General features: G+C 44.9%; 20 protein-coding genes. 12 read left to right on the top strand and 8 right to left on the bottom strand.

All coding sequences use genetic code 11. The annotated features are described in order from the left end of the window. Positions 1-25 precede the first annotated feature (25 nt). From tssC to AC3CKG_RS08965, 7 genes are all read right to left on the bottom strand, one after another. Positions 26-1,504: a type VI secretion system contractile sheath large subunit gene (gene tssC, locus AC3CKG_RS08995; protein WP_102311365.1), complete on the bottom strand. Its 1,479-nt coding sequence runs from the start codon at positions 1,502-1,504 to the stop codon at positions 26-28. Next, positions 1,504-2,007, bottom strand: a complete 504-nt coding sequence (gene tssB / locus AC3CKG_RS08990) for a type VI secretion system contractile sheath small subunit (RefSeq protein WP_017110737.1) — start codon at positions 2,005-2,007, stop codon at positions 1,504-1,506. Before tssB ends, tssC begins: the two co-directional genes overlap by 1 nt. Positions 2,008-2,026: 19 nt before the next feature. Continuing rightward, entirely contained in the window at positions 2,027-2,548 is a 522-nt protein-coding gene (locus AC3CKG_RS08985) for an Hcp family type VI secretion system effector (protein ID WP_065111266.1), read from the bottom strand. A gap of 32 nt (positions 2,549-2,580) precedes the next feature. Then, a complete protein-coding gene (locus tag AC3CKG_RS08980; protein ID WP_488528202.1) occupies positions 2,581-4,041 on the bottom strand; it encodes a type VI secretion system protein TssA in 1,461 nt (486 codons plus the stop codon). Between the two features lie 220 nt (positions 4,042-4,261). Then, positions 4,262-4,561, bottom strand: a complete 300-nt coding sequence (locus tag AC3CKG_RS08975) for a PAAR domain-containing protein (RefSeq protein WP_017110734.1) — start codon at positions 4,559-4,561, stop codon at positions 4,262-4,264. Between the two features lie 24 nt (positions 4,562-4,585). After that, a complete protein-coding gene (locus AC3CKG_RS08970) occupies positions 4,586-5,146 on the bottom strand; it encodes a DUF6931 family protein (protein WP_488528201.1) in 561 nt (186 codons plus the stop codon). Between the two features lie 86 nt (positions 5,147-5,232). Then, positions 5,233-7,215: a type VI secretion system Vgr family protein gene (locus AC3CKG_RS08965; RefSeq protein WP_488528200.1), complete on the bottom strand. Its 1,983-nt coding sequence runs from the start codon at positions 7,213-7,215 to the stop codon at positions 5,233-5,235. 372 nt (positions 7,216-7,587) lie between these two features. On the opposite strand from AC3CKG_RS08965, the gene AC3CKG_RS08960 reads away from it, so the two are divergent. The 11 genes from AC3CKG_RS08960 (at position 7,588) to AC3CKG_RS08910 (ending at position 23,577) form a co-directional block, all read left to right on the top strand. Next, positions 7,588-10,761: an HD domain-containing phosphohydrolase gene (locus AC3CKG_RS08960; protein WP_488528199.1), complete on the top strand. Its 3,174-nt coding sequence runs from the start codon at positions 7,588-7,590 to the stop codon at positions 10,759-10,761. 426 nt (positions 10,762-11,187) lie between these two features. Next, the gene (locus tag AC3CKG_RS08955; RefSeq protein WP_488528198.1) at positions 11,188-11,907 is read left to right on the top strand and encodes a GntR family transcriptional regulator; all 720 of its coding nucleotides are present in this window, start codon (positions 11,188-11,190) and stop codon (positions 11,905-11,907) included. 96 nt (positions 11,908-12,003) lie between these two features. Further along, positions 12,004-12,900: a methylisocitrate lyase gene (prpB, locus tag AC3CKG_RS08950; RefSeq protein WP_488528197.1), complete on the top strand. Its 897-nt coding sequence runs from the start codon at positions 12,004-12,006 to the stop codon at positions 12,898-12,900. A gap of 147 nt (positions 12,901-13,047) precedes the next feature. Further along, entirely contained in the window at positions 13,048-14,262 is a 1,215-nt protein-coding gene (gene prpC / locus AC3CKG_RS08945) for a bifunctional 2-methylcitrate synthase/citrate synthase (RefSeq protein WP_488528196.1), read from the top strand. Between the two features lie 101 nt (positions 14,263-14,363). Continuing rightward, positions 14,364-17,000, top strand: coding sequence for a Fe/S-dependent 2-methylisocitrate dehydratase AcnD (gene acnD / locus AC3CKG_RS08940; protein WP_488528195.1), 2,637 nt, complete (start codon positions 14,364-14,366; stop codon positions 16,998-17,000). Positions 17,001-17,009: 9 nt separating this feature from the next. Continuing rightward, entirely contained in the window at positions 17,010-18,182 is a 1,173-nt protein-coding gene (prpF, locus tag AC3CKG_RS08935; RefSeq protein WP_488528194.1) for a 2-methylaconitate cis-trans isomerase PrpF, read from the top strand. Between the two features lie 116 nt (positions 18,183-18,298). Continuing rightward, positions 18,299-20,203, top strand: a complete 1,905-nt coding sequence (locus tag AC3CKG_RS08930; protein ID WP_488528193.1) for a propionyl-CoA synthetase — start codon at positions 18,299-18,301, stop codon at positions 20,201-20,203. A 146-nt stretch (positions 20,204-20,349) separates the two neighbouring features. Next, positions 20,350-20,796 carry a hypothetical protein gene (locus tag AC3CKG_RS08925; RefSeq protein WP_488528192.1) on the top strand — a complete coding sequence of 149 codons (447 nt, stop codon included), beginning with the start codon at positions 20,350-20,352 and terminating at the stop codon, positions 20,794-20,796. A gap of 217 nt (positions 20,797-21,013) precedes the next feature. After that, complete coding sequence (locus AC3CKG_RS08920; protein WP_017106724.1) at positions 21,014-21,415, top strand: YMGG-like glycine zipper-containing protein; 402 nt, start codon at positions 21,014-21,016, stop codon at positions 21,413-21,415. Positions 21,416-21,604: 189 nt separating this feature from the next. Then, positions 21,605-22,084 carry a GNAT family N-acetyltransferase gene (locus tag AC3CKG_RS08915; protein ID WP_488528191.1) on the top strand — a complete coding sequence of 160 codons (480 nt, stop codon included), beginning with the start codon at positions 21,605-21,607 and terminating at the stop codon, positions 22,082-22,084. A gap of 80 nt (positions 22,085-22,164) precedes the next feature. Beyond that, positions 22,165-23,577 carry a bifunctional NUDIX hydrolase/phosphatase PAP2 family protein gene (locus AC3CKG_RS08910; protein WP_488528190.1) on the top strand — a complete coding sequence of 471 codons (1,413 nt, stop codon included), beginning with the start codon at positions 22,165-22,167 and terminating at the stop codon, positions 23,575-23,577. Positions 23,578-23,665: 88 nt separating this feature from the next. Here AC3CKG_RS08910 and AC3CKG_RS08905 read toward each other — a convergent pair whose 3' ends face one another. After that, positions 23,666-24,475 carry a Cof-type HAD-IIB family hydrolase gene (locus AC3CKG_RS08905; protein WP_488528189.1) on the bottom strand — a complete coding sequence of 270 codons (810 nt, stop codon included), beginning with the start codon at positions 24,473-24,475 and terminating at the stop codon, positions 23,666-23,668. Between the two features lie 184 nt (positions 24,476-24,659). On the opposite strand from AC3CKG_RS08905, the gene queE reads away from it, so the two are divergent. Further along, the gene (gene queE / locus AC3CKG_RS08900; protein ID WP_488528188.1) at positions 24,660-25,328 is read left to right on the top strand and encodes a 7-carboxy-7-deazaguanine synthase QueE; all 669 of its coding nucleotides are present in this window, start codon (positions 24,660-24,662) and stop codon (positions 25,326-25,328) included. Positions 25,329-25,350: the final 22 nt, after the last annotated feature.

Raw genomic sequence — 25,350 nt, 5'->3', positions numbered from 1 at the left:
CCGGATTGCTCCGGCCAAATCCATATTAGCCTGGAATCTTCGCAACCATTCGAACTGAGGTAGTCAATTCTTCAAGTTGTAACCAAGGTCTTAAATGAGCGACTGCTGAGTAGGCACCCGGCTTACCAGGTTGCTCGACCACTTCAATGCGAGATTCACAAAGAGGGGTTTTTGCACGTTGCTCATTACCAATTGCACCAGCGTTGGTGTATTGGTCGATCCATAGTTGTAGCTCTCGTTTGATATCCGGAGCTTCAAGATTCGAGCCTAATTTGTCTCGACCCATTACTTTCAAGTAGTGGGCGATACGGCTACTCGCCATGATGTAAGGTAGGCGCGCAGAAATTGCCGCGTTTGCTGTTGCATCTGGGTCAGTGAAGGTTTTAGGCTTCTGAGTTGTTTGACCACCGATAAATACTGCGTAGTTAGAGCTTTTGTAGTGAACCAAAGGAAGGAAACCAAGGTCTGAAAGCTCTTTCTCGCGCTCATCTGTTAGGTTAACTTCTGTTGGACACTGCTGAAGTAGATCGCCAGCTTCAGACTTGTAAGTTAGGTTTGGAAGATTCTCGACCTTACCACCGTTATCTAGACCACGAATAGAAGTACACCAGCCAGACGCGGTATACGCTTGAGTCATTTTAAGACCCAGATCATACGCTGCATTTGACCAAACTAGCTGATCATTGCTGGTTGGTTTAGGATTGCCATCCATATCAGTGCTAAGTTCTTCATAAGAGAACACATCCGTACTTAGACCTTTGTCACCATAAGGTAGACGAGCCAGAGTACGAGGCAGCGTTAGCGTTACGTAACGTGCATCATCACTTTCACGGAATGAATTCCATGCTGCGTATGCAGGAGAGTCAAAACCAGCGGCTACCGGTTTGCCTTCAGAGAAGGTTTGGAAGTCGTTAAACTCAAACATCTCAGCATTTGCAGCAGCAATGAATGGTGCGTGACACGCTGCAGCAACTTCACCCATGTAGCGAAGTAGGGCAACATCTTCATCTTTCGCGCTAAACTCGTAGTCACCAATGAACGTACCGTAAGGTTCACCACCAGCAGTACCGAACTCACCTTGGTAAACCGCATTGAATAGTGGGCTGCGGTCAATCGCAGGCGCATCTTCGAATTGATCAAGCAGCTCTTCTTGAGTGTAATCGACCATTTTGATCTTAAGATCACGGCCAAGTTCGCTCTCTTTAACCAGTTTTTGTAGACCACGCCAAGAACCTTCAAGCTTTTGTAGGTCTTTCTGTTGCATGACTTCAGATAACTGTTGAGACAGTTTCTTGTCAATCTCAGAGATAGCGTTTTCAATGGTCTTTGTAACGTTCTTATCCCATGTCACCGTGCCAGAAAGAGCTTGCTCTGTTAGTACAGAAAACAGTTCTTTCGTGGTGTCAGCGGGTGTTTGAGTGGTTGCTTCAATCGCACGGTCTAGGAAGCTCAGTGAGCCTTCCGCCGCCTCCGGTTGCGCTTGATTCTCAGTTTCAGTACTCATTACTCAGCTCCTTCTTCTTTAATACCAAGCTCATCAGAAAGAGCATTAATCGTATCTGCACTTTGTAGAACTTCTTTAAGTAGCTTTTCTAGGTCGCGAGAACGATCGGCTTTAGAAAGCAGTACCTTCAGTTGATTACGGGTTTCGACTAGCTTCTTAAGCGGTTCAACCTGTTCGATTATCGCTTCAGGTTCGAAATCTTTCATCGAATTGAACTTAAGGCTCGCCGCAAATTGGCTGTCATCACCAGCAAGAACGTTATCGACTTTTAATGATAGCTCTGGACCTACACGCTTCATTACCGTATCGAAGTTGTCTTTATCAACGTTATAGAAGGTACGATCTTCTACTTCTTCTTTATCTTGCTTGTGGCCTGAGTAGTCACCAATAACCCCAACAACAAAAGGGAGCTCTTTGGTTTCTACAGCGCCATTAGTCTCAACGTCATAGGTAATACTTACGCGGTTCTTACTTACGCGTTTATGTTGGGAATTTAGTGCCACGGTAACTCTCCTTGTTTAATTACTTAGCAGTTGAAGTAACTTTAGCTGTAGTAGCATCGAAGCCAACTTCAGGGCCTTTCTCGATCTTACCGCCGTCTGATTCAATGTAGTAAGCTTTAGAAATTTCTGTGTAGGTTAGGCTGAATGATTCGCTTGGAAGTGAACCGTCGGTACCCGACATGTTGTAGCTAGACATACGAGCCATTTTTAGCGTTAGAATCAGGTATGGATCAGCACCAGAACCTTCACGGTTTGGTTTTGTCATCACGATTTCAACAGTGCGACCTTCAGGGCCTGGCGCATATAAGAATGTGGTTAGATGCGGTGTTGCACCATCACAGCCACGAGTCATGTTGACTTCACCAAGAGCAACCATACCTTGGTCCGCATTGTTTGCATTACCTACATCGATACCAACACCACGCACTGCACTCCAAGAAACGCTATCAAGTGCAAAGAATCCATCTTTACCCCCGATCTTTTCTACCGTTGCTGCACCTTTTGGTGTCGTACCATCAATTCTCATAAAAATAGAAGCCATTACTTTCTCCTTGCTCAACGCATTAATGTGCTTTACCACTCAAAATCTTGCAGGCTGCTCGATGATGAGTTGGAAGTCGGTTCAGATGTTTGGTTTGTATCTGTCGTACTATTTGAACTATCAGGAACTGGCGATACTGCCGCTGGCTCTTCAATAGTCGAGGTCGCTACCGGAGTTCTCACCGGAGCGGAAGTTGTTAGAGGAACCGACTTTCCCGACAAATCGAGTTTGTCTAGGTTGTCCATTCCGGTCATTTGATTGATCTGGGCGATGACATTGTCATTGCCAACCATTTCTTGGAGTAACTCAGGGAAACTCATGTAGCCCCAACGAATAGAACGCTCAAGTAAGAAAGCGATAGGGCTATGAGGCTCTGTTTCTTTAAAGTATTCCGCTATTTTTCTAATCTCTTGAAACGCATGGTCACGATTCACAATGCCGTTGATGCTCGATACATTTTGTACGGCCATTTGAGTTTGAGCGGGTTGACCGTTTGCTGCCTGAGCCGGACTGCCATTAGCAACACTTTCATTACCCTGATTTACTGGGTTAGCTTGGCCTGGACTTTGGTTTGCTTCAGATGCGGAACCTAAGTCGTTCGAGGCTGAATTCGATTGTTGGGATGCCGAATGTATCGAATCACTTTGCTGAGGCTCCTCAGGTGCGTTCTGTAGAACGTGGAAGTCGTTATCCAAAGGCCAAGGCGTGAATTTTTCTCCAACAAGAAAATGTATTGCTTTAATCAGATCACGCACGTTGGTCTTGATGAAGTTGAAACTGATAACGGTTGCGCCAACGGCTTGGCATTTTCCTGCTAGGTTTTTTTCGGCAATTTCTAATTCACTATAAATATTCGCCAATTGAAAAAGTATTTCTGAAACGCTTTGATCAAACAAACCTAACGCTGTTTCTTTCAGCTCTGCAATGTTGCCTTTACGCTCAGCTGTGAGGTAATCGCCGAATGTAACACCACCGCAAAAATCGAGCATTTGAAAAGGGATGTACACAGAGCTTGAGTCAGCAGACTCTCCAACTAATTGAAGTAGGGGTTTAGTTCTGAATTCAGTGATTTCCTTTGCTTTCTCTGCCTCGTCAGAAGCTTTGAGTTTAGCTTCTGGTGGCATTGGATTGAGCGTGTCCCAAAATTGGTCGATGAAAAGATTCAGAGTAGGGACAGCGTTAGCAAGGTTATAAAACGGCTTTGAAGTGAAAAGTTGACTAGTGATGTACCAACCTAATATTTCGAGGTCTTTAGATTGCTCAGCAAGTGTTTCTTCTGAAACTTTTCTCAATTCAGCCCAATTTTCTGTATTGGCATCAACAATGGCGGGGTCAGACGATGCATCAGGCGTTTCAACCAACTGTCGAAATGAAGATTGAGCGCTATTGTAAACGTTTCTCAAGCTGCGGTAGGCACTTCGATCTAACTTCAAGTAAGAGCCTGATGGCTCTTCATTTGAGATTGGAACAAGTAGGTTAGCGATTTCTGTCATATACATCCTGTAAAAAATCTATTTGTTATCCCGCTCGCATTAAGTGTTAATTTCGATACATATTCCTTATGTTTCGTAAACACTTGTTAACATTTATTAATTCTAGAGCTTTTTCTTGAAAAGTCTCATGCAAAATAGATATTTACTTAAAACTTTGAACTTCATCTAAGAAAGTGGACGGATGTCACGATTATTTGAAACCCTATGAAATGTAAGGTGTTTAACCACCAATCATCACGGTTGGCATGCCAAGAACAATCGTGCCACCGTGGCTTGTAGTATCGCCCATACGCGCAGCGGGTTTACTCATTATGAGCACAGTGGCACTGCCTTTGATGATGCTATCTGGAGGCCCGACACAAACGCACATGTCCCCAAGCGTCGCGGCTGGCATATTGCCAATGAGAACCGTAGGGACTCCTGGTCCACTGATTGGCCCGCCAACGTGGGGAATGGGTGGAACCGCGGGCGTCTGCATTGGGCAAACATGCATATCAGTTAATCGTGCGGCTAATGTCATCGTTCACTCCTGTCATCTGTAACTTTATGATTGGCTGCCTTTGGCAAGCTCGAGAGCAATACCAATGGATTTCTTATAGTACTCGTCGGTTTTATCCCAATTGGGTAAGGCCGCAGAATGGTTGATCGCGCCTGCGACTGCCTTCGAGTATAGAAACGGGTCGGGCAGAACGCTGGGTAAATCTGGAGCCACGATACTGCCTGTTCCATTCCAGAATACGGCTTGAGCCAACCAAGATGGCCCGCAATTCAATTTAAGCTTGTTGGAAAAAAGCTCGCTTTTTCGTCTCTGTTCTTCTGAAGGTGATTTCACCCAAGCCTTGGCTGTTGAAATACACTGTTTTTGCATTGTAGACCACACATCATTTCTTGCATCGAGTGTATGCGCGCCCCACCAAATGGCTTCTCGAACAGGCAGCCCGTGCGCAAGAAACTGAACCAAGTCGAAATAGAGTTCGTTTTCCAATAAAGCTTCAATGGAATCATCAATGTTGAGCTCTTCATCAATCAGAGCTTGTGCTTCGTCAGAGCTAGAGAACCTGTCGAGTAATTGTCTGCCAGTCTGATATGGAATTTTCTTATACATGTTTTCGTTCTACCTAAATTTTGTCCGAGGTGACTGATGATCTTCCATCGCGATTTGATATTGATAGGTGACTTTCTTTGAACACATTAATTCACCTTAACAATTGCGCCTTTCAGCTCGCCCATCACTCCGCCATCAAAAGTGCCTTTCAAACCAGATTTAAATTCGGCACTTAATGAGCCTTCAGCTGACAGTGTCGTATCCGCTTTAATGGCGACACTGAGTCCTTTGATACTGTTGGAGCTTGTTGCTTCGAGAGCGGTTGTCACACCGGATATCTTATTGGCGGATGTTGCCTTGCTCGTCACATTCAACCCTTCAAGGTTTAGCGCGCTGCTCGCTTTAATATCAATGTTGCTGGCTTCAATACTGATGGAAGATGAAGACATGGTGATCTTACTTGATCCTACCGTCAGCTCTATCTTGTCATCGGCTTCTAGCGAGATGGACTTACCTTTCTCACTGATCGCTTTGTCTGAGCTCAATGTGTAGTTATCTTCAGTTGAGACGGTAACTTGCTTGGTTGTTTTCTGTAGCAGTTCGCCTTTGATTGTCTCAGTCAGGTTGTTCTCGACTTCTTTGGTGAAGTCTTTGGTCGCGTGCATATACAAGAGCTCATTGTCTTTCTTATCATCGAAATAGAGTTCATTGGCCAATCCGCTTAACTTAGTACTAATGCCTGTTTTCGTCGAGTTCGCTTCTTTGTAAGGCGGCGGATTTTTACTGTTGTAGACGCTTCCTGTAATAATCGGTTGGTCTGGGTCGCCATCAATAAAGCTGACCAGTACCTCTTGTCCTACTCTCGGGATAAACTGAGCACCATAACCACTGCCTGCCATCATCTGAGCAACCCGCACATAACAACTTGTTTTGTCACCAGAGGCCTCCGTATCCCAATGAAACTGAATACGAACTCTGCCTTGGTCATCCTGATTTATCTCACCCGCGGTGCTTCCTGCGACAATTGCGCTTTGTAGGCCGTGTATTCTGGCCTTATCTCGCGGCGTCGGATAATTAGGAATTGAAGTATCAAGTAGGGTGAGCCGTGTCTCACAGTGATTTTCAGTGTTGTATCGAGTGTGAAGTTCCGTGACCAGATAATCGCCGAGTTGAGATTTGTCTAAGTGGGATGACAGTGAGAACCATGTACCTAATTCACATGAATCGTGTTGTGCTTCGGCTTCGACAGTTTGATAATTTTGTTCTAGTTGTTCGATACGTCGTTTAACTAGATTACTGGCGAGATCTTCCATTCCACCCGTGATGCCAAGTTTCGGGTAAAACTGTTTCGTTAACTTGGTGTTGTTAGCGATTGTATGGCTGGATTTCTTCTCTTTACTGCTCACAAGTTTAGTCTGTGAGTAGTCATAACTGGTTAATTCGATGCTGGCGCCATGAAACTGGCTTTGTGGCATCCATTTATCAAGTAATGGATTACTGCCTGAAGGAACTTCAATCATGTCGAGTTTGCTAGGATCAGATTTTTGAAAAGGGCTCTGCGCGTCTTGCAGCATCATTAGATGGTCGGAATCGCTGTGTTGAAAAAAGTAGTGAACGCCTTCCTCTGCGAGCAAGCGTGTTACAAAATCAAAGTCGCTTTCATCGTATTGAACGCAATATTCACGTTTTGACGAGGGCATCGTGCCAGCCTTAAAGGAGCCACTGAAACCAGCTTGGGTTAGCACATCTGAAACGATGTCTTTGGTCGATTGGCTTTGATAAACACGGAAAGAGTGGGTGTGTTTCAATAACCAGAACCATGGCCTTAGGGTGACGCGGTAACTAGAGTACTGCAGATTACTGTCCATACCCAGCAGTTGAACTTGTGTAACAATGCCGTTGAATACTCGCGTAGCGGTCAAGTTATCGGTGTCATTAACAAAGCGGGTGATAGAGAGTTTTTGGCCCAGTTGGTCATCGATAACGAAGTTCTTTGAAATGACTGTTAGTTCGATTTTAAAAGGCTTCGATAAGTACTCAGAAATAGCAAAATCGCTGACTGCATGCTCGTTGCTTTTAGAATCTTTTGCCACAATCGTACTGGCAGAAGGGGAGAAATTATCCGTCATAGGCTCGCCTGATAATGCTCGAAGGTGTCCTGACATAAGGTTATGTCGATACTAACGAACTGACTTGATGTTAAAACTTTATATCTAAATTTATAGCATAAAGTAAATAATATAATAAGCACCTTAACAAAGGCGTGAGGTGTTTCCATTTTATGAAAACAAATAACATTAGTTTAATTATGGTAATTAGTTGCCGTTTTATATTGTTAAGTGTCATTTAAATACGAGGTTATTGCGACGCAGAGGGGGATATAGGGAGATCTTAAATAATATATAGAATAATGTGTTGCTAGAGACAGTATGCCGTAGTAATAATATAAATATTGCTAGCATGTTACATTTCTGGGCTAGTGGTTATTCAAGGATAGAATAATGACGAACACAAAAATCTCGTTACGGTTTACCGTTGGAGGGATGTTTTTGCTTGCAACGGTACTGACAGCGATCGTTGCGGTTTCACTTCAATACTACTTCAGTAAAAAAATGGCGACAGAGCATACCTTGTCCAAGTTGACCATGGTATCTCAGGACTTAAGCGACTATATCGGTAACGTCGACTCAGACGCGATAAATACTGCTCGTTTACTCTCTTCAGTACATCGCTCTATTAGCCACCAGATCTCTCGGGAAGAGTCGCGTGGAATTCTCTCAGAAGCGATAAAAGACAATCCGCTGTTTTACAGTATTTATATTGGGTCTTCTAACGAGCGTTTCTTTCAGATTATCAATCTGGAATCATCTCCTTTTGTGAGAGATAAAATCGGTGCTGATAGTTCAGACCGGTGGGTTGTGATTGAGATCAGTGATAGAGAAGCAGGCCGTATCCGTACGACCAAATACTATGACCTTGAGTTTAATCTCAGGGAGTCAAAGACAGAACCGAGTAATTACTTTCCGACGACAAGACCTTGGTATGAATCCGCTAATACAGAGACGGTTGAAAAAACGCAGCCTTACCTTTTCCAGCATCTCCAGATAACGGGACAGACCTATTCTCTAGCCTTTGAATCAAAAGCTGCTGGCGATATACAACATGTGATAGGCATCGATATCGTCTTGTCATCTTTGGCAAGCAAGTTATCTGCGAGTGCATTGGATCTTGATGAAGACAGTCAGGTTGAATCTTTCTTATATTCCAAATCCGGCAACATTATCGCGTCTAATCGTGATGTTGAAACGACACAAGTATTTCCTCAAGCTAGTGAAATCAATTGGTCTTCTGAGCAACAAGCCATCATAGAAAAAACACCTCCTTTGTTGTTCTCTAATCAAAATGATTGGGGACCGATGGACTTCTCTGTATCTGGAGAACCACACGGTTACGCGATTGATCTCTTAAAAATGATCAGTGAGATGAGCGGGGTTAGATTTGAATTTGTGAATGGTTTTTCGTGGGCGGAGTTAACCGGCAAGTTTCAAGAGGGAAGCATTGATGGCCTGCATTCAATTCAGAACTACGAAAGCAACGGCGTGAAAGGTTTATACACTGACGCTATATATGAACTGCCTTTCTCTGTTGTCACTCGAGGTGACGTTCAAACCCTATCAAATTACGCTGAGCTTGAAGGTGAAAAAGTCGCGATTCTATCAGGGTGGTCGATTACACCTCAGTTGAGAGCAGACTTCCCAAATATCGAGCTTGTTGAGTTTTCCGACATGGAATCGGCATTGGATGCTGTTGAAAATGGTGAATATTTTGCGGTACTCGATGCTAAGCCCGTGCTGTCGTTTTCATTGGATAAATTTTTCCATGCAAACCTCAAAGTGAATGAAGCGCTATCGGACTTGAAAGCGAGCTATCCAAACCAGTTTCACATTGTGCTGCAGAATAAACATCAACAGCTGTTACCAATCATCAACCAAGCCATAAATGCATTAACGGAAGAACAAAAAGCCGCATTATCGCAAAAGTGGTTTCAACATCCGGCCCTAAATACCGGTACAACCATCCCTTATACGGAGCTCTATGAAAGAACTGCGACAGCGACCACTGAAGGCGAAATGGTTAAGATTGTGCTTAATGGTGAAGCTAAGCGCTTATATCTGAAAAAGATTGAGACGGGCGCGCAGTACTCTGAATATTTTGCAGTAGCGATACCAGAAGCGGAAATTTATAGTGCGGTGAATAAGCGAGTGGCAACCTCTATTGGCGTGACCGTGCTTTTGATGAGCCTAACCTTACCCGTAGCTTGGATCTTTGGTGCGCCTATTGTCCGTCCTATTCGTCAGTTAAAAGCAGAGACGAGTAAGATTAAGCAGCGTGATTATGACAGCGTGACCGTGCTGGATACTCGAATTAAGGAAATATGGGAGCTGTCAGTTGCAGTTAAAGAGATGTCGACAGAACTCAAACAACATGAGCAAACTCAAGAGGCGTTTGTTGAGTCGTTTATCAAACTCATCGCTCAAGCGATCGATGATAAATCCGCTTATACAGCAGGGCATTGTAATCGTGTACCAGAACTGGGTTTGATGCTGGCTGATGCGGCTGAAAAATCGCAGTCTGAGCACTTCAAAGACTTTAAGTTCGAAAATGATGATGAGCGCCGTGAGTTTAGAATTGCGGCTTGGCTTCATGATTGTGGCAAGATCACGACACCTGAGCATATCGTCGATAAAGGAACGAAACTTGAGGCCAACTACAACCGAATTCACGAGGTGAGAACGCGATTTGAGGTACTTTGGCGTGATGCGGAAATTACGGCTTTGAGGAAACAACTTGAAGGCACGCTACCAGCGCAACAGATAACCGATGAGCTTGCAGCGACGAAGCAACAACTACAGGATGACTTTGCGTTTATCGCGACATCGAACGTTGGTGGTGAATTTATGAGTGATGATAAAGTCGCGCGTATTCGATCTATCGCTGAAACGACTTGGACTCGTAATTTCGACGACCAACTCGGTTTGTCACCAATAGAGGCGATGAATAGGGTACTTAGTTCAAGTTTACCTGCGACAGAGCCACTCTTGAGTGATAAGCCTGAGCACATAGTGAAAAGGGATAGGCCATTAGAATTTGACCCGAAACACCAGATCAAGATGGACGTTCCAGAGCACTTATACAATTTAGGTGAAGTCTATAACTTGAGTATTGCTCGTGGCACCTTAACTGCTGAAGATAGGTTTAAGATAAATGAGCACATGCTTGGTACCATCAAGATGCTTGAAAACCTGCCATTCCCGAAAGAGCTAAGCCGTGTACCTCGTTATGCGTCGACTCACCATGAAACACTCAAAGGCACAGGCTATCCAAGGAAGCTCACAGCAGACGACCTTTCAATCCCAGAACGCATTTTGGTTATTTCTGATATTTTTGAGGCGTTAACCGCTGCCGATCGACCTTACAAGAAAGCGAAGCCAATTAGCGTTGCTGTCGACATTATGTACAAAATGGCGCTGGATGAGCATCTAGATATCGAGCTGTTTAGACTGTTCTTGACCAGCGGCACGCATATCCAATATGCAGAAGAGTATCTGAAACCGGAACAGATTGATTTTGTTGATATCAATAAATACCTCGAAGTGACTCGCCAGATTGCTTGACCAAAGATTGGTTTGTTAGAACGAGTTCTATGAATGAAAGGCGCACATGAGTGCGCCTTTTTTATATCTGTGGTTTGGAGTTAAACGGAGAGAAAGGGTGTTGATACCTATATCTTGGTTGAGATCATTGATGGATGGATCTGCGTTTTAAAAGTTGACTGTCAGTTGTCGACACATTGCTTTCGACCAACTTTGGGGTGGGTAAGGGTTGGTACACTCATTTGTTATTTAAGCTTATGAATAACATGTGTTTATTGTCTTTTATTGCTTCGTTTTACTACTTCTCTTGTGGTTAATAAAAATACTACCTTAGTCTAAATTGTCGACAATTAGCTTGATTGTCGACAATTTAATCGTGTATTTTATATTCATGTTATGGAATTGTTGACAATTAAGGCTCAACAATCAGAAGTGAGCAGCGTGAATATGAATACTGCGATAAAAGATCTCACCTTAAGTGCAAACACGAAAGCTCGTGTGAGCGATAAAGAAAACACCAAGTCAGAAAACCTGACGGAATACCTCGTTGAGGCAATTGTTAACGGTGAATTACCTCCGGGCAGTAAGATCTCGGAACCTGAACTGGCTAAACGCTTTAAAGTAAGTCGAGGTCCATTACGTGAAGCGATAATGCGTGTTGAAGGACTTGGCCTGATAGAACGTATTCCACATGTTGGTGCGCGAGTTATTACATTCTCAGCAGACAAACTACTTGAGCTTTACGCGGTGCGTGAAGCATTAGAAGGCATGGCTGCTCGATTAGCGGCGAGACACATCACACAAGAAGAGTTGATTCGGCTTGAAGGCTTATTGTCGACACATTCTAAACATATCGATGAAGTCGAAGGCTCTTCTTATTTTCATCAACATGGGGATTTTGATTTCCATTACCGCATTATCAAAGCGAGTCGTAACAGCAAACTCATTTCGCTGCTGTGTGATGAGCTTTATCACCTATTACGCATGTACCGCTACCAATCGCCTAGAGCACAGTCTCGACCAAAAGAGGCGCTTGATGAACATAAATACATTTTACAAGCGATTCGCAACCGTGATGAAGAGCTAGCAGAAATGCTAATGCGAAGACACATCTCGGGTAGCCGATTGCTTATAGAGCAACAAATTCAATCCAAAGATCTTGATTAACTGGCGACTGGTATTTGCCAGCGGTTCTTCGCTGGCGAGAGCTAAACATCATTAGTCATAAAGGTTAGAAATTAACAATTAACAAGGAGCGTCATTATGAAGTTATCAGCAGGAGCTAAGTTCCGACAAGCTGTGCAAGACAACGATCCATTGCAGATCGTCGGTACGGTGAATCCGTATTGCGCGATGATGGCAAAGAACTTGGGTCATCAGGCGATTTATTTGTCTGGCGGAGGCATCGCCAATGCGTCTTATGGTTTGCCTGATTTAGGCATCACCACATTGAACGATGTGTTGGTGGATGTTGAACGTATTACCAATGCGTGTGATTTGCCCTTGCTGGTGGATATCGACACGGGTTTTGGTGGCGCATTCAATATTGCACGAACGATTCGTGCGATGGAGAAAGCAGGCGCAGCGGCAATTCACATGGAAGACCAAGTCGCTCAGAAACGCTGTGGTCATCGACCAAATAAAGCAATTGTTAGTCAGCAAGAGATGGTCGATAGAGTCAAAGCGGCAACCGATGCTAGAACCGATGAGAGCTTTGTGATTATGGCGCGTACGGATGCATTGGCGGTTGAAGGAATTGACAGTGCGATTGAACGAGCTATTGCATGTGTTGAAGCGGGCGCAGACATGATTTTCCCTGAGGCGATGAATCAACTCGATCAATACGTGAAGTTCTCGGCGGCGCTGAAATCAGCAACGGGTAAGCATGTGCCTATCTTGGCCAACATCACCGAGTTTGGGCAAACGCCACTCTATAACTGTAACGAACTGGCGCAGTCGAGTGTCGATATGGTGCTTTACCCATTGAGTGCGTTCCGTGCGATGAACAAAGCGGCTGAGAATGTTTACAAGCATTTGTTAATTGAGGGTAATCAAGAAGCTCTGTTGGATTCGATGCAAACCCGTAAAGAGCTTTACGAGCACCTTAATTACCACGACTACGAGAACAAGCTTGATCAGTTATTTTCAAGCGAAGGGTAAAACCAGTTTCAATTAATCAAAAATCAACTTAATCCAATAACGTGAAATGGTTAGTCGCCATATCCAATACCGAAGATAAAGATCATCGGACATATAAACAGGCAGCACCAAAGAGTGCAGGCGGCTAACACAGAAAAGGAGTTCACCATGTCTGTATCTTTGAGTGATAAAGCAGCTGTCGATAAGGCTTCAACAGAAAACCAAACACAAAGCACAAAAACAGCAAGTGCACCAGTAAGCACACCTGCAATCGGTGGTGCTGGTCTACGTGGCCAGAGTGCGGGAACCACGGCGCTATGTACGGTAGGAAAATCAGGAACCGGCTTAACCTACCGTGGTTATGATATTACTGACCTTGCTAATCATGCTCAGTTCGAAGAAGTGGCGCATCTGCTACTAAGAGGTCATTTACCCAGTGAAAAAGAGCTAGATGATTACAAAACACTGTTGGTTGGTTTGCGCGGCTTGCCTCAACCTTTGAAAGCAGCACTAGAGCTTATCCCTGCAGACGCTCATCCAATGGATGTGATGAGAACGGGTTGTTCAATGTTGGGTAATTTAGAGCAAGAGACTGATTTTTCTGAGCAACTGCCCGCGACTGAACGAATGCTCGCGCTTTTTCCTGCGATTATTTGTTATTGGTACCGCTTTAGCCATGATGGCGTGCGAATTGATACTGAAGATCAAAGTGAAGCATGTCTGGGTGGCTACTTCTTGAAAATGTTAACGGATAAAGCGCCTAGTGAACTTCATAAGAAGGTGATGCACTGCTCGCTAACCCTTTACGCGGAACATGAGTTTAATGCTTCAACCTTTGCCGCTCGTGTGTGTGCATCAACGCTGTCGGATATCCACTCGTGTGTCACAGCAGCTATTGGTACGTTGCGAGGCCCCTTACATGGCGGTGCAAACGAAGCCGCGATGGAAATGATTCAAGATTGGCAAACCGCCGATGAGGCTGAAGCGAACATCATGAATATGCTTGCTAATAAAGACAAAATCATGGGCTTCGGTCATGCCATTTATCGTGAGAGCGATCCACGAAATGCTCTAATCAAGCGTTGGTCAAAAGAGCTAGCTCAAGAGGTGGGAGATGAACAGCTCTACCCCGTTTCTGAGCGTGTTGAAGCGGTAATGAAGCGCGAGAAAGGGCTGTTCTGTAATGCTGACTTTTTCCATGCATCGGCCTACCACTTCATGGACATCCCAACCAAATTATTTACTCCGATCTTCGTGATGAGCCGCCTCACAGGTTGGACAGCACACGTGTTCGAACAAAGAGAAAACAATCGCATCATTCGTCCAAGTGCAGACTACACCGGGCCAGAGCATCAAGACTGGCTACCTATTCATCTACGTTAGCCCTCTATAACGAGCCGACTTAAATCTCGAGGTGACTTCCGTCTTCATACGACAAGGCCTCAAGAAACAACGAATAGAATTTAACAGATAATGGTGGATGTATGTCTGATGTAAAACTTGAAAGAAACCAAGAGCTTGATGAAAACAAGTATCGAAAGGTTTTACCGGGAACGGGTTTAGAATATTTCGATGCTTGCGAAGCGGTAGAAGCACTATCTCCAGGTAGCTATAAAACCTTGCCTTATACGTCGAGAGTATTGGCAGAGCAATTAGTAAGACGCTGTGATCCTGAAACCCTTGAAGACAGCTTAAAACAGATCATTGAACGCAAGAGCGACTTAGATTTTCCTTGGTATCCTGCGCGAGTGGTGTGTCATGACATTCTAGGTCAGACCGCTTTAGTTGATTTAGCTGGCTTACGCGATGCGATTGCCGACCAAGGCGGAGACCCTGCCAAGGTGAACCCAGTGGTCGAAACTCAACTGATTGTTGATCACTCTTTGGCAGTGGAACATGCCGGGTTTGATAACGAAGCATTTGATAAAAACCGCGCGATTGAAGAGCGCAGAAACGAAGACCGTTTTCATTTTATTGAATGGTGTAAAACCGCGTTTAAAAACGTGAGTGTGATCCCAGCGGGTAACGGGATCATGCACCAGATTAACTTGGAGAAAATGTCTCCAGTTATTCAATCTAAAGAAGGCATCGCGTTTCCTGATACTTGTGTCGGTACCGACAGTCATACTCCTCACGTTGATGCTCTGGGCGTTATCGCTATCGGTGTAGGTGGCTTGGAAGCCGAGACTGTGATGCTCGGTCGTCCGTCGATGATGCGTTTGCCAGACATCGTGGGCGTGAAGCTAACGGGTCAACGACAAGAAGGGATAACGGCAACGGATATTGTGCTTGCGATTACCGAGTTTCTTCGAAATGAAAAAGTGGTTTCTAGTTACTTAGAGTTCTTTGGTGAAGGTGCTCGTGCACTGACTATTGGCGACCGTGCCACTATATCCAATATGACCCCTGAGTACGGTGCGACTGCGGGGATGTTCTACATCGATGAGCAGACTATTCAATACCTTAAACTCACAGGACGAGAGCCTGAGCAGGTTGAATTAGTTGAACGCTACGCCAAGCAAACCGGGCTATGGGCTGACGATCTAGATTCTGCTCAATATGAGCGCGTACTTGAGTTTGATTTGTCAAAAGTTGAGCGAAATATTGCAGGGCCATCTAATCCCCATCGTCGTTTGCCAACCAGAGAGTTGGTTGAACAAGGTATCAGTCAAGCATCTTGGAAAGAGCAGCATGCTAAGCAGTACAGCGACGAGCAGATGCCCGATGGTGCCGTGATCATTGCGGCAATTACCTCTTGTACTAACACCAGTAATCCAAGAAACGTGGTCGCTGCCGCACTGGTGGCTAAGAAAGCCAATCAACTTGGATTAGTTCGCAAGCCGTGGGTCAAAACATCATTTGCTCCGGGTTCTAAAGTTGCCAAGCTCTACCTCGAGTCGGCAGGTTTGCTTCCTGAACTTGAACAATTAGGCTTCGGTATCGTCGGCTATGCGTGCACTACCTGTAATGGTATGAGTGGGGCGTTAGATCCTAAAATCCAACAAGAGATCATCGACCGCGACTTGTATTCAACCGCCGTGTTATCGGGGAATCGAAACTTCGATGGTCGAATCCATCCATACGCAAAGCAAGCCTTTTTAGCGTCACCGCCATTGGTTGTTGCTTATGCCTTAGCGGGTACGATTCGCTTTGATATCGAGAAAGATAGCTTAGGTACGGACAACAATGGAAAGCCAATCTACTTAAGTGATTTATGGCCGAGTGATGCAGAGATCGATGCCGTTGTCTGTGAGCATGTTAAGCCACAGCAATTCCAACAAATCTACGTAAAAATGTTCCAGCCAGACGAGGATCAGGTGACTACTGAGCCGCTTTATGACTGGCGACCTCAAAGTACCTATATACGCAGACCACCTTATTGGGAAGGGGCTCTTGCGGGAGAACGAAGCCTATCTGGAATGAGACCTCTAGCGATTCTGGGTGACAACATCACTACGGATCACTTATCCCCTTCAAATGCGATTCTCGCTTCGAGCGCAGCGGGGGAATACCTCACCAAAATGGAAGTGCCGGAAGAGGACTTTAACTCTTACGCGACCCATCGAGGTGATCACTTAACCGCACAACGAGCAACCTTCGCCAACCCGAAATTGTTCAACGAAATGGTGAAGGACGCAGGAGAAGTCGTGCAAGGTTCATTAGCAAGGGTTGAACCCGAAGGTCAAGTTACGCGAATGTGGGAAGCGATAGAAACCTACATGAACCGTAAACAACCCTTGATTGTTGTTGCTGGTGCCGATTATGGACAAGGTTCATCACGTGACTGGGCAGCCAAAGGGGTGCGCTTAGCGGGTGTTGAAGTGATTGTTGCCGAAGGCTTTGAACGAATCCACAGAACCAACTTAGTTGGAATGGGCGTGTTGCCTTTGCAGTTTAAAGCGGGAACCAATCGCAATACCTTACAACTTGATGGCTCCGAGCTTTACGACGTGTACGGTGACATTGAAGCAGGTTCTGATTTGGCTCTAGTCATCACTCGTAAAAGCGGTGAAAAGCTTGATGTCCCAGTAACCTGTCGATTAGACACCGCTGACGAAGTGAACGTGTATAGCGCTGGTGGCGTGTTGCAACGTTTCGCCAAAGACTTTCTCGCCCAGTAGGAGCTTGTGATGAACAATAAACAGATCAAAGTGTCTGCGACCTATATGCGAGGCGGGACGAGCAAAGGCGTTTTCTTCAACCTAAGTGATTTGCCTGAATCAGCGCAAGTTGCTGGAGAGTCGAGAGATAAGTTGTTGCTGAGAGTAATTGGCAGTCCAGATCCTTATGGCAAGCAAACCGATGGTATGGGAGGCGCAACGTCCAGTACCAGTAAAACCGTGATTGTATCGAAGAGCAACAGAGCCGATCACGATGTTGATTACCTCTTTGGTCAAGTGGCAATAGACAAGCCGTTTGTCGATTGGAGTGGTAACTGCGGAAATCTATCTGCAGCGGTTGGCCCATTTGCTATTCATAGTGGCTTAGTCGATTCAAACCGTATTCCAGAAAACGGTGTGGTCGAGGTGCGAGTATGGCAAGTGAATATAGAGAAAACCATCATTGTTCACGTGCCTATCGTTAATGGTGAAGTCCAAGAATTGGGTGATTTTGAACTCGATGGTGTCACTTTCCCCGCCGCTGAAATCCAAGTTGATTTCCTAGACCCAGCCGATGCGAGTGGTTCAATGTTTCCAACAGGGAATGTTGTCGATTTCTTAGATGTTCCAGATCTGGGTTGCATCAAAGCGACATACATCAATGCAGGAATACCAACCATTTTTGTTGATGCTGAATCGGTGGGTTATCAAGGCACAGAGCTTCAATCGGATATCAACAGCGATTCAAAAGCCTTGGCTCTGTTTGAATCCATCCGAGCACATGGCGCGGTTGCAATGGGGCTGATTGATTCTTTAGAACAAGCGGAATCACGCCAACACACACCGAAAGTCGCGTTTGTTGCTAAGCCTCAAGCGTATCAAGCTTCAAGTGGTAAATCGGTATTAGCTGACGATACCGACCTTCTGGTGCGAGCTTTGTCTATGGGGCAACTGCATCACGCCATGATGGGCACAGCTGCAGTCGCCATTGCTTCAGCGGCGAGTGTTCCGGGCACGTTAGTGAACTTGGCAGCCGGTGAGGGTTCCCGTGATTTTGTGACCTTTGGCCATCCATCAGGAACCTTAAAGGTGGGAGCTAAAGCTTTGCAAACAGAAAACGGTTGGAAAATTGAAAGGGCGATCATGAGTCGTAGTGCCCGAGTGATCATGGAAGGTGCCATTCGTGTGCCTTTTTCCAAGTAAAGCGATTGTCGTGAACGGCTAAATGTTCACGAACACAACGCTGAGAAAAGAGTGCACCCAAGTGAACAGCCAAAAGCTAGGCGCTTGGAAAATGGATAAATCATGGAGGAGGCACTATGTCTGCTACGAATCGAATGAACAGAAAAACAGACTATATCACCGAGTATCAATGGGCGAGGGAAGATCCAAATTCGTTCTGGGAAGCACAATCACAAGCGATAGATTGGTTTGAGTCACCAAAAACGATATTACAAACTGACGATAACGGTATTGAGCGCTGGTTTCCTGATGGGGTGATGAACACGTGCTGGTTGGCGTTGGATTATCATTGCGAAAATGGTCGTGGTGATAAAGTGGCACTGATTTACGACTCTCCAGTTACCGGGACTCAATCATCGTACACCTACGACCAACTGCGTAACCAAGTGGCTAAAGTCGCGGGGATGTTAGCAACGCAAGGTGTTACCAAAGGCGATCGTGTGGTGATTTATATGCCAATGATTCCTGAAGCGGCAATGGCAATGCTAGCCTGTGCACGACTAGGCGCGGTTCACTCAGTGGTGTTTGGTGGGTTTGCTCCTCATGAGCTTGCCGTTCGAATTGAAGATGCCGAGCCCAAGGTGTTGATCACGGCATCCTGTGGTGTCGAGATAAACAAGGTGCTGCCATATAAGCCGATGGTTGATCGCGCGATCATGGACAGCCGCTGGAAGCCTGAGAAAGTGGTGGTATTCCAAAGAGAGCAGTCTTTAGCCGAATTGAACCATGAACGCGATGTACTTTGGCAACAAGCGGTTAACGATGCATTGCCACACAGTTGTGTTCCTGTCTTGGCAACCGATCCGTTGTATATCCTTTACACATCAGGCACTACGGGTAAGCCTAAAGGCGTTGTACGCGACAATGGTGGTCATGCGGTCGCGATGAAATACTCGATGAGTACCATCTACGATATGCCGCAAGATGGCGTATTTTGGGCGGCTTCTGATGTCGGCTGGGTAGTGGGGCATTCCTATATTGTGTATGCACCATTGATTCACGGCTGCACTACGATTCTGTTTGAAGGTAAGCCGGTAAGAACACCAGATCCAGGCGCATTCTGGCGTGTGTGTGAAGAGTACAACGTCGATGTGTTGTTTTCCGCGCCAACAGCGTTTAGAGCAATCAAGAAAGAAGATCCTGAAGGTGAGTTGCTCACCAATTATGACTTATCATCGCTCAAGTCGATTTTCATGGCGGGAGAACGCTTAGACCCGCCAACATTGGATTGGGTTGAGTCTCATACTAATAAGCCGGTTATCGATCATTGGTGGCAAACCGAAACGGGTTGGGCTATCTCTGCAAATCCTACAGGGCTAGAGTCTTTGCCTGTAAAAGCGGGGTCTTCAACGAAACCTGTACCGGGTTATCAAGTGGAGATCCTCAATGAACTAGGCGAAGTAGCTCTGCCTAATCAACAAGGATTTGTGGCGCTTAAACGCCCATTACCACCAGGTTGTCTACCGACGGTTTGGCGCAACCATGACCGATTTGAGTCTGGCTATCTGAGTCAGTTCCCGGGCTATTATGTTTCGGGTGATGGCGGTTATCTTGATGAAGACGGTTATCTATTTATCATGGGGCGTATTGATGATGTGATTAATGTCGCAGGACATCGTTTGTCGACTGGTGAAATGGAAGAGATTGTTGGTGGTCACCCTGCCATCGCTGAATGTGCTGTTGTTGGTATTCACGATGATTTGAAGGGGCAATTGCCACTGGGTTTAGTTGTGCTAAAAGATGGCGTGAAAGTAGATAGCATTGAACTGCAAGCTGAGCTAGTGGGTAAGGTTCGTAACGAGATTGGTGCGGTTGCATGTTTTAAGCAAGCCTTGGTGGTTGAGAGGCTGCCTAAGACGCGCTCAGGTAAGATCTTGCGTAGAACTATTCGACAGATAGCCGAAGGTGAGCAATATGTGGTGCCTTCAACTATTGATGATCCAACAAGCTTAACGGAAATTGCAGAAAAGCTAGGTAGATGAACTTTGAAGATTAGTTAATCTCTATTTGGTGCGTTTATAAACGCATAGCCAAACGTGATGGTTTACCTAAACTCTACTTTATTCATTCGCTTACCCATTGCGCTTAATATGACCTCATTATGAATCCCACATATTGAGGTCTTTTTATGCGAGCCTACCTTTTACTCATAACTTTACTTGTTAGTGGTGCTGCTAATGCTGCCATTTCAAAGAATGATATCAGCAGAACGTTGTTAGAACCTTTGAGTCATCCCAAGGTATTTAAATGCGTATCTAAGACTGGTGTCGATTTGTATCAAGCGGTTTTTGATATTGGCGTAGGGTATAAAGCAGATCCTATTAACTCGAAGATGATTGTTAATTCAAGGAAAGGCCGCTATGAATACCAAATCTTGGGCGCGGTAAGATCTGAAAGAGCCGGTGAAATTGTCGTGTTGACCCGTCATGTTGGTGATGGTGTGAAAGTCGCAGCGATGATTAATGATGAAAATGGTAAAATACTGGGAATAGGTGATAAAAATCATTATCGAGATTGTGGCGTAAGACCACCTCCAAGTGCTGCGGATATGCAGAACTTTTGGTCTAAAGACTAAACCTGAACGGCAATCATTCTTGAGGCGACCTTGTTGGTCGCCTTTTTTGTGTCTGATGAATTAGGTACACCAATGCGATACGTCATCAATCGGTTATGTGTTAACTGCGAAATACATAGCTAAGTATGATGTATCGTCTAAAGGTGGCTTTATTTATCTGGTTAACGGTTCTGCTTAAGATAGCTTCATTCCAAACGAAGAACTAAGCGAGACACTCATGACATTCACTAAACCTTTATTGCTAGCAACATTAATTGTGACTCTTTCTGGTTGTGCATCACCAGCGACAGATAACGAAAATGAAAACGCTGCGCGTAACCGCGGTGCTATAGGTGGTGCATTGCTAGGTGCTACGGCTGGTGCATTGACTGGAGATGCAAGTTTGGCCGTTAAGGGCGCTGCTCTGGGTGGCGTGACTGGCGGTGTTGCTGGTTCGATGAAAGATACTGACGACGCTCGAAATGCTCAAAGAACCCAAGTTACAGCAGATGGTTTGGCACAGGATAACCGCACTGATGCAGAAAAGCGTGTCGCTGAAGTAGAAGCGGAAATTAAGCTTATTGAACTGGAACAACAGCTTGCTGAACTCAATGAAGAGAAAGAAGACAACGGCGCATAAAGCGAGAGCTTCGATACACGTTCTATCAGTTCTATCCAAATCAAAACAAATGGTCACTCTATGTGGCCATTTTTGCATCTAAAACACGCAGTTTAAACAACGAATTAATTCAATAACTTGTATAGATACTCACTGCAAGTAAACTAGACTCAGTTTAATTATCAATTAGGTTTGAGAAGCGTACTTGTCATGAATGTCACCTTAAGGGCTGCAAAGCACACCGACCTAGAGCAACTGAATGAGTTGATGTTTGAGCTTCACCACCATCATCATATTGCGTGTCCTGAACATTTTAAAACGGCCGAAGAGATAGAGCAGGAAAAGAGTATTGCACGATACTTAGATGATCCTGAGTGCTTGGTGTATGTGGCATTAAAAGGAGAGCTGATCGTTGGCTTTATCTCGGGGCATTTCTGTGAGCTTATTTCTACCGTGAGTAAACCGGTTCAGATGGGCAGTGTCGATGAGCTTTTTGTGTTGCCGGAATATCGAAAAGCGGATGTGGCTCAAATGTTGTTTAATCGCGTTGAATCTACTTTTGAAGACTATGGTGTTACCCAGGTTTTTGTAGAGGTTTGGGACTTTAATTTACCTGCCAAGGACTTCTATCAAAAAATGGGGTTCATACCTCACATTCAATGGATGAGAAAGGCTTTGAACAAAACATAGACAGCGATTTTGTTTGGGTTTGATTACAATACGATGCATTAGCAGTCTTTCATTTTTTCTCTTATTTTTAGGTAAATTCGTTGGTTACTCGATATCTATTAGTTTTTATTCTGTCCCTTTTGAGTGCTACTTCCGCTTGGGCTAACAATACCTTGCCTGATCACATCGCGGGCGCTTTGTGTGTAGTACGTGCTGATAACCAAATCGTGTTGGTTGATGAATTGATCACCGGTCATTTATCTCTGCCGGGTGGTACCGTTGTTTCTGGTGAGCCGCCAGCTATCGCAGCGCAACGTGAAACTTGGGAAGAGGCTGGCTTGTCTGTTACGGTCGGTGATGTGTTGGGTTATACCGACAGTGCCGTTGTGTATGATTGTATTTCTGATTCTGAAGTGATCAGCTACCAAGCTCGAAATGAGTTAGGTGGCTTTGAGCTACCAATTTGGTTCGCGCCTCATTATGGTGTTGAAGTGAGTCGCGCGATGTTATTGCCGCCAACTGAATTGGAAGCAAACCAATACCGCTATCCTGAACAATGGTCTGAGATCAACGAATTTTTTCTATCCGCGAAAAATCAACCAGTGACTTACGTGACTGAGCTGGTGGGCGCAGCTCCTAAAGTTCATCAAGCGGAATTGAACGGGATTGTTTCACTTCAAAACACGTTCGATAACCTGTCGAATGTTTTTGCTAATACGGTACTTTTGACTGACTTCTTAGCAAAGCCTTGGATCTTTATCGTGATCTTGCCGCTAGTTGCTTGGCATTTTGGTCGTAATTTCGCATTGAAATTTGGTTTCACGCTGATATCAGTGACTCTGCTTACCTTAATCGCTCATCAGGGTTTTGGTTTTCCTCGCCCACATGCTTATCTCCCAACGTTAAAGCTAGTGACGAGCAGTGGGTATAGTTTTCCGAGCTTGTTGGCGGCTTTATGGGTTAGTTTAACCTTGTTAGTTTGTTGGAAGCTCAAACGCTTAACAGATCAGAAATCGCTGTTGATAGTGACAGTTGGACTATTGTGGATCATGTTATTCAAAACTTATTCAGGCAGTGCGTTCTTTAGTGATGTGTTGATGGGCGGCGTCTTAGGTGCCTTAACGACGTGGCATATCGTGAGATTAGACAGCAAGCCTGATATCGATATCAGTGTATTGTTAAGCTCAAAAAGCGTGTGGTGGGGCTTATGTTTACTCTCAATCATCTTAACCGTAATTTGGCCATTGCCAACGTTCACGTTTTGGGTTGCGATTTTAATGACGATTGCATGTTTGGTGACGTTAACAGATTCAAAACCGCTAACGGGTCAGTTCTCGTTTAATATTGTGATTGGCGTGATTGTGATGTTGCTAGCGGAGAATCTATTGATAAGTTGGGCTGGTAGTTTCGTGTCTTTCAGTGGTATCGCTTCGTTTGTTATTGAAACTTTACGTTTCCCGTTGTTGATCTTGTTGGGGGTCGTGGCCTTTCGTTTGCCTTGGAAAAGACAGTAAGCGAACTTAGTCACTTATAATGAAAGAAGGCTGTGCAATGCACAGCCTTTGTCGTTCTTGTAATAGAGTATTAATGTCACTTTAGCGATTATGAGTTAAAGATAAACTTCTCGATAGCTAATGCGACACCATGGTCATCGTTACTTGCTGTAATGTAGTCAGCTAGCTTCTTGGTTTCTTCCATTGCGTTTTCCATCGCAATACCCATGCCCGCGTATTCAAGCATATGGTGATCGTTTTCAGCATCGCCCATGCAGATCACTTCTTCCGCTGTAATCCCCAAATGTTTAGCGATTGCTTCAATACCCACACCCTTGTTTGAATTTGGGTTTAAAAACTCTAAGAAGAATGGTGCACTTTGCACGATAGTAAACTGAGTCTTAAGCTCTTGTGGCAACTTGCCGATGATTTCAGTCAGCTTGCTTGGCTCAGCGACAATCATTGTTTTGATGATTTCGTGGTCGTCTTCTAGTTGCGAAAAGTCGAACTCGGTAATCTCTAAGCCGTTAATACGCGCTTCAATCGCTGTGTACTCATTGTTCTCGGGTGTGATTAAGCCATGAAGCTTGCTGAAGGCATGCACATAACCACCTAGCTCTTGTGCTAATGCAGCAATCTGTTTCGCGGCTTTGCCATTACTGATCTCGCTGTGAATGATCTCTTTTGTTGAAACGTTCTGAACCATAGAGCCGTTGTAGAAGAGCACAAAGTCATCTTCGCCGTTGATTGAAAGCTCGTCTAGCTTACTCTGCATGCCTTCTAAAGGGCGACCAGAAGCCAGAACCACTTTCACACCTGCAGCGCGAGCTTTAGCTATCGCGCCTTTGTTCTCTTGAGAAATCACTTTTTCACTGTTAAGTAGTGTGCCATCCATATCAAGAGCAATCAGTTTGTACATGTTTTTCCTTACCAAAAATTAAAAGCTAACAAAATCTAATGGGCGAAAGGATAAGGGAACTTGAAAGCTCAGGCTAGGGCTTTGATCAACTCATTTATCAGTACTCATTTGTTTGACCAAAAGGGGCAAGTGCTTTAAGGTCTGCGGTTGATTAATTTCATCAAATGATTGAGCTGAGGGTAAGTTGTACAAGATTAATGAAATGTTTGAAACCATCCAGGGCGAGGGCGTATTTACCGGCGTTCCTGCTGTTTTTGTTCGTCTACAAATTTGCCCTGTAGGCTGTTCTTGGTGTGACACCAAACAGACGTGGGAAGCGTTACCTGAAGATGAAACTAGCCTTGGCGATATTATGGTTAAGACAGAGGATTCACCAACTTGGTCAGCAATTGATGCTCAAGGAATCGTGAATGAATACATCAAACAAGGTTACACAGCTAAGCACATTGTGATCACAGGTGGCGAGCCGTGCATTTATGATCTTGTCCCTCTTACTGAAGCATTTGAGCAACACGGTTGTCGCTGTCAGATTGAGACCAGCGGAACATCAGAAGTAAAAGCCACATCGGACACTTGGGTTACGGTGTCACCGAAAATCGCAATGAAAGCCAAGTTGGACATCCTTGATAGCGCACTTGTTCGTGCGAATGAAATCAAGCACCCTGTTGGCACAGGTAAAGATATCGAGCAGCTTGATACTCTTCTTGCTAGAGCCGATGTTCCAGAAAAGACAGTCATTGCACTTCAGCCTATTAGCCAAAAAGAACGTGCAACACAGCTGTGTATTGACACTTGTATTGAACGTAACTGGCGTTTATCTATTCAAACTCACAAATATTTGAGCATCGCATAGATCGTATTTGTTTACTGGCCTA

The sequence above is a fragment of the Vibrio sp. QJM3NY_15 genome (genome assembly GCF_057785995.1).
This window is presented reverse-complemented; position numbering and strand designations above follow the sequence as displayed.

Coding starts and splice junctions, on each gene's coding strand:
- tssC (WP_102311365.1), bottom strand. CDS start 1,504: ATGAGTACTGAAACTGAGAATCAAGCGCAACCGGAGGCGGCGGAAGGC.
- AC3CKG_RS08985 (WP_065111266.1), bottom strand. CDS start 2,548: ATGGCTTCTATTTTTATGAGAATTGATGGTACGACACCAAAAGGTGCA.
- AC3CKG_RS08980 (WP_488528202.1), bottom strand. CDS start 4,041: ATGACAGAAATCGCTAACCTACTTGTTCCAATCTCAAATGAAGAGCCA.
- AC3CKG_RS08975 (WP_017110734.1), bottom strand. CDS start 4,561: ATGACATTAGCCGCACGATTAACTGATATGCATGTTTGCCCAATGCAG.
- AC3CKG_RS08970 (WP_488528201.1), bottom strand. CDS start 5,146: ATGTATAAGAAAATTCCATATCAGACTGGCAGACAATTACTCGACAGG.
- AC3CKG_RS08965 (WP_488528200.1), bottom strand. CDS start 7,215: ATGACGGATAATTTCTCCCCTTCTGCCAGTACGATTGTGGCAAAAGAT.
- AC3CKG_RS08960 (WP_488528199.1), top strand. CDS start 7,588: ATGACGAACACAAAAATCTCGTTACGGTTTACCGTTGGAGGGATGTTT.
- AC3CKG_RS08955 (WP_488528198.1), top strand. CDS start 11,188: ATGAATACTGCGATAAAAGATCTCACCTTAAGTGCAAACACGAAAGCT.
- prpB (WP_488528197.1), top strand. CDS start 12,004: ATGAAGTTATCAGCAGGAGCTAAGTTCCGACAAGCTGTGCAAGACAAC.
- prpC (WP_488528196.1), top strand. CDS start 13,048: ATGTCTGTATCTTTGAGTGATAAAGCAGCTGTCGATAAGGCTTCAACA.
- acnD (WP_488528195.1), top strand. CDS start 14,364: ATGTCTGATGTAAAACTTGAAAGAAACCAAGAGCTTGATGAAAACAAG.
- prpF (WP_488528194.1), top strand. CDS start 17,010: ATGAACAATAAACAGATCAAAGTGTCTGCGACCTATATGCGAGGCGGG.
- AC3CKG_RS08930 (WP_488528193.1), top strand. CDS start 18,299: ATGTCTGCTACGAATCGAATGAACAGAAAAACAGACTATATCACCGAG.
- AC3CKG_RS08925 (WP_488528192.1), top strand. CDS start 20,350: ATGCGAGCCTACCTTTTACTCATAACTTTACTTGTTAGTGGTGCTGCT.
- AC3CKG_RS08920 (WP_017106724.1), top strand. CDS start 21,014: ATGACATTCACTAAACCTTTATTGCTAGCAACATTAATTGTGACTCTT.
- AC3CKG_RS08915 (WP_488528191.1), top strand. CDS start 21,605: ATGAATGTCACCTTAAGGGCTGCAAAGCACACCGACCTAGAGCAACTG.
- AC3CKG_RS08905 (WP_488528189.1), bottom strand. CDS start 24,475: ATGTACAAACTGATTGCTCTTGATATGGATGGCACACTACTTAACAGT.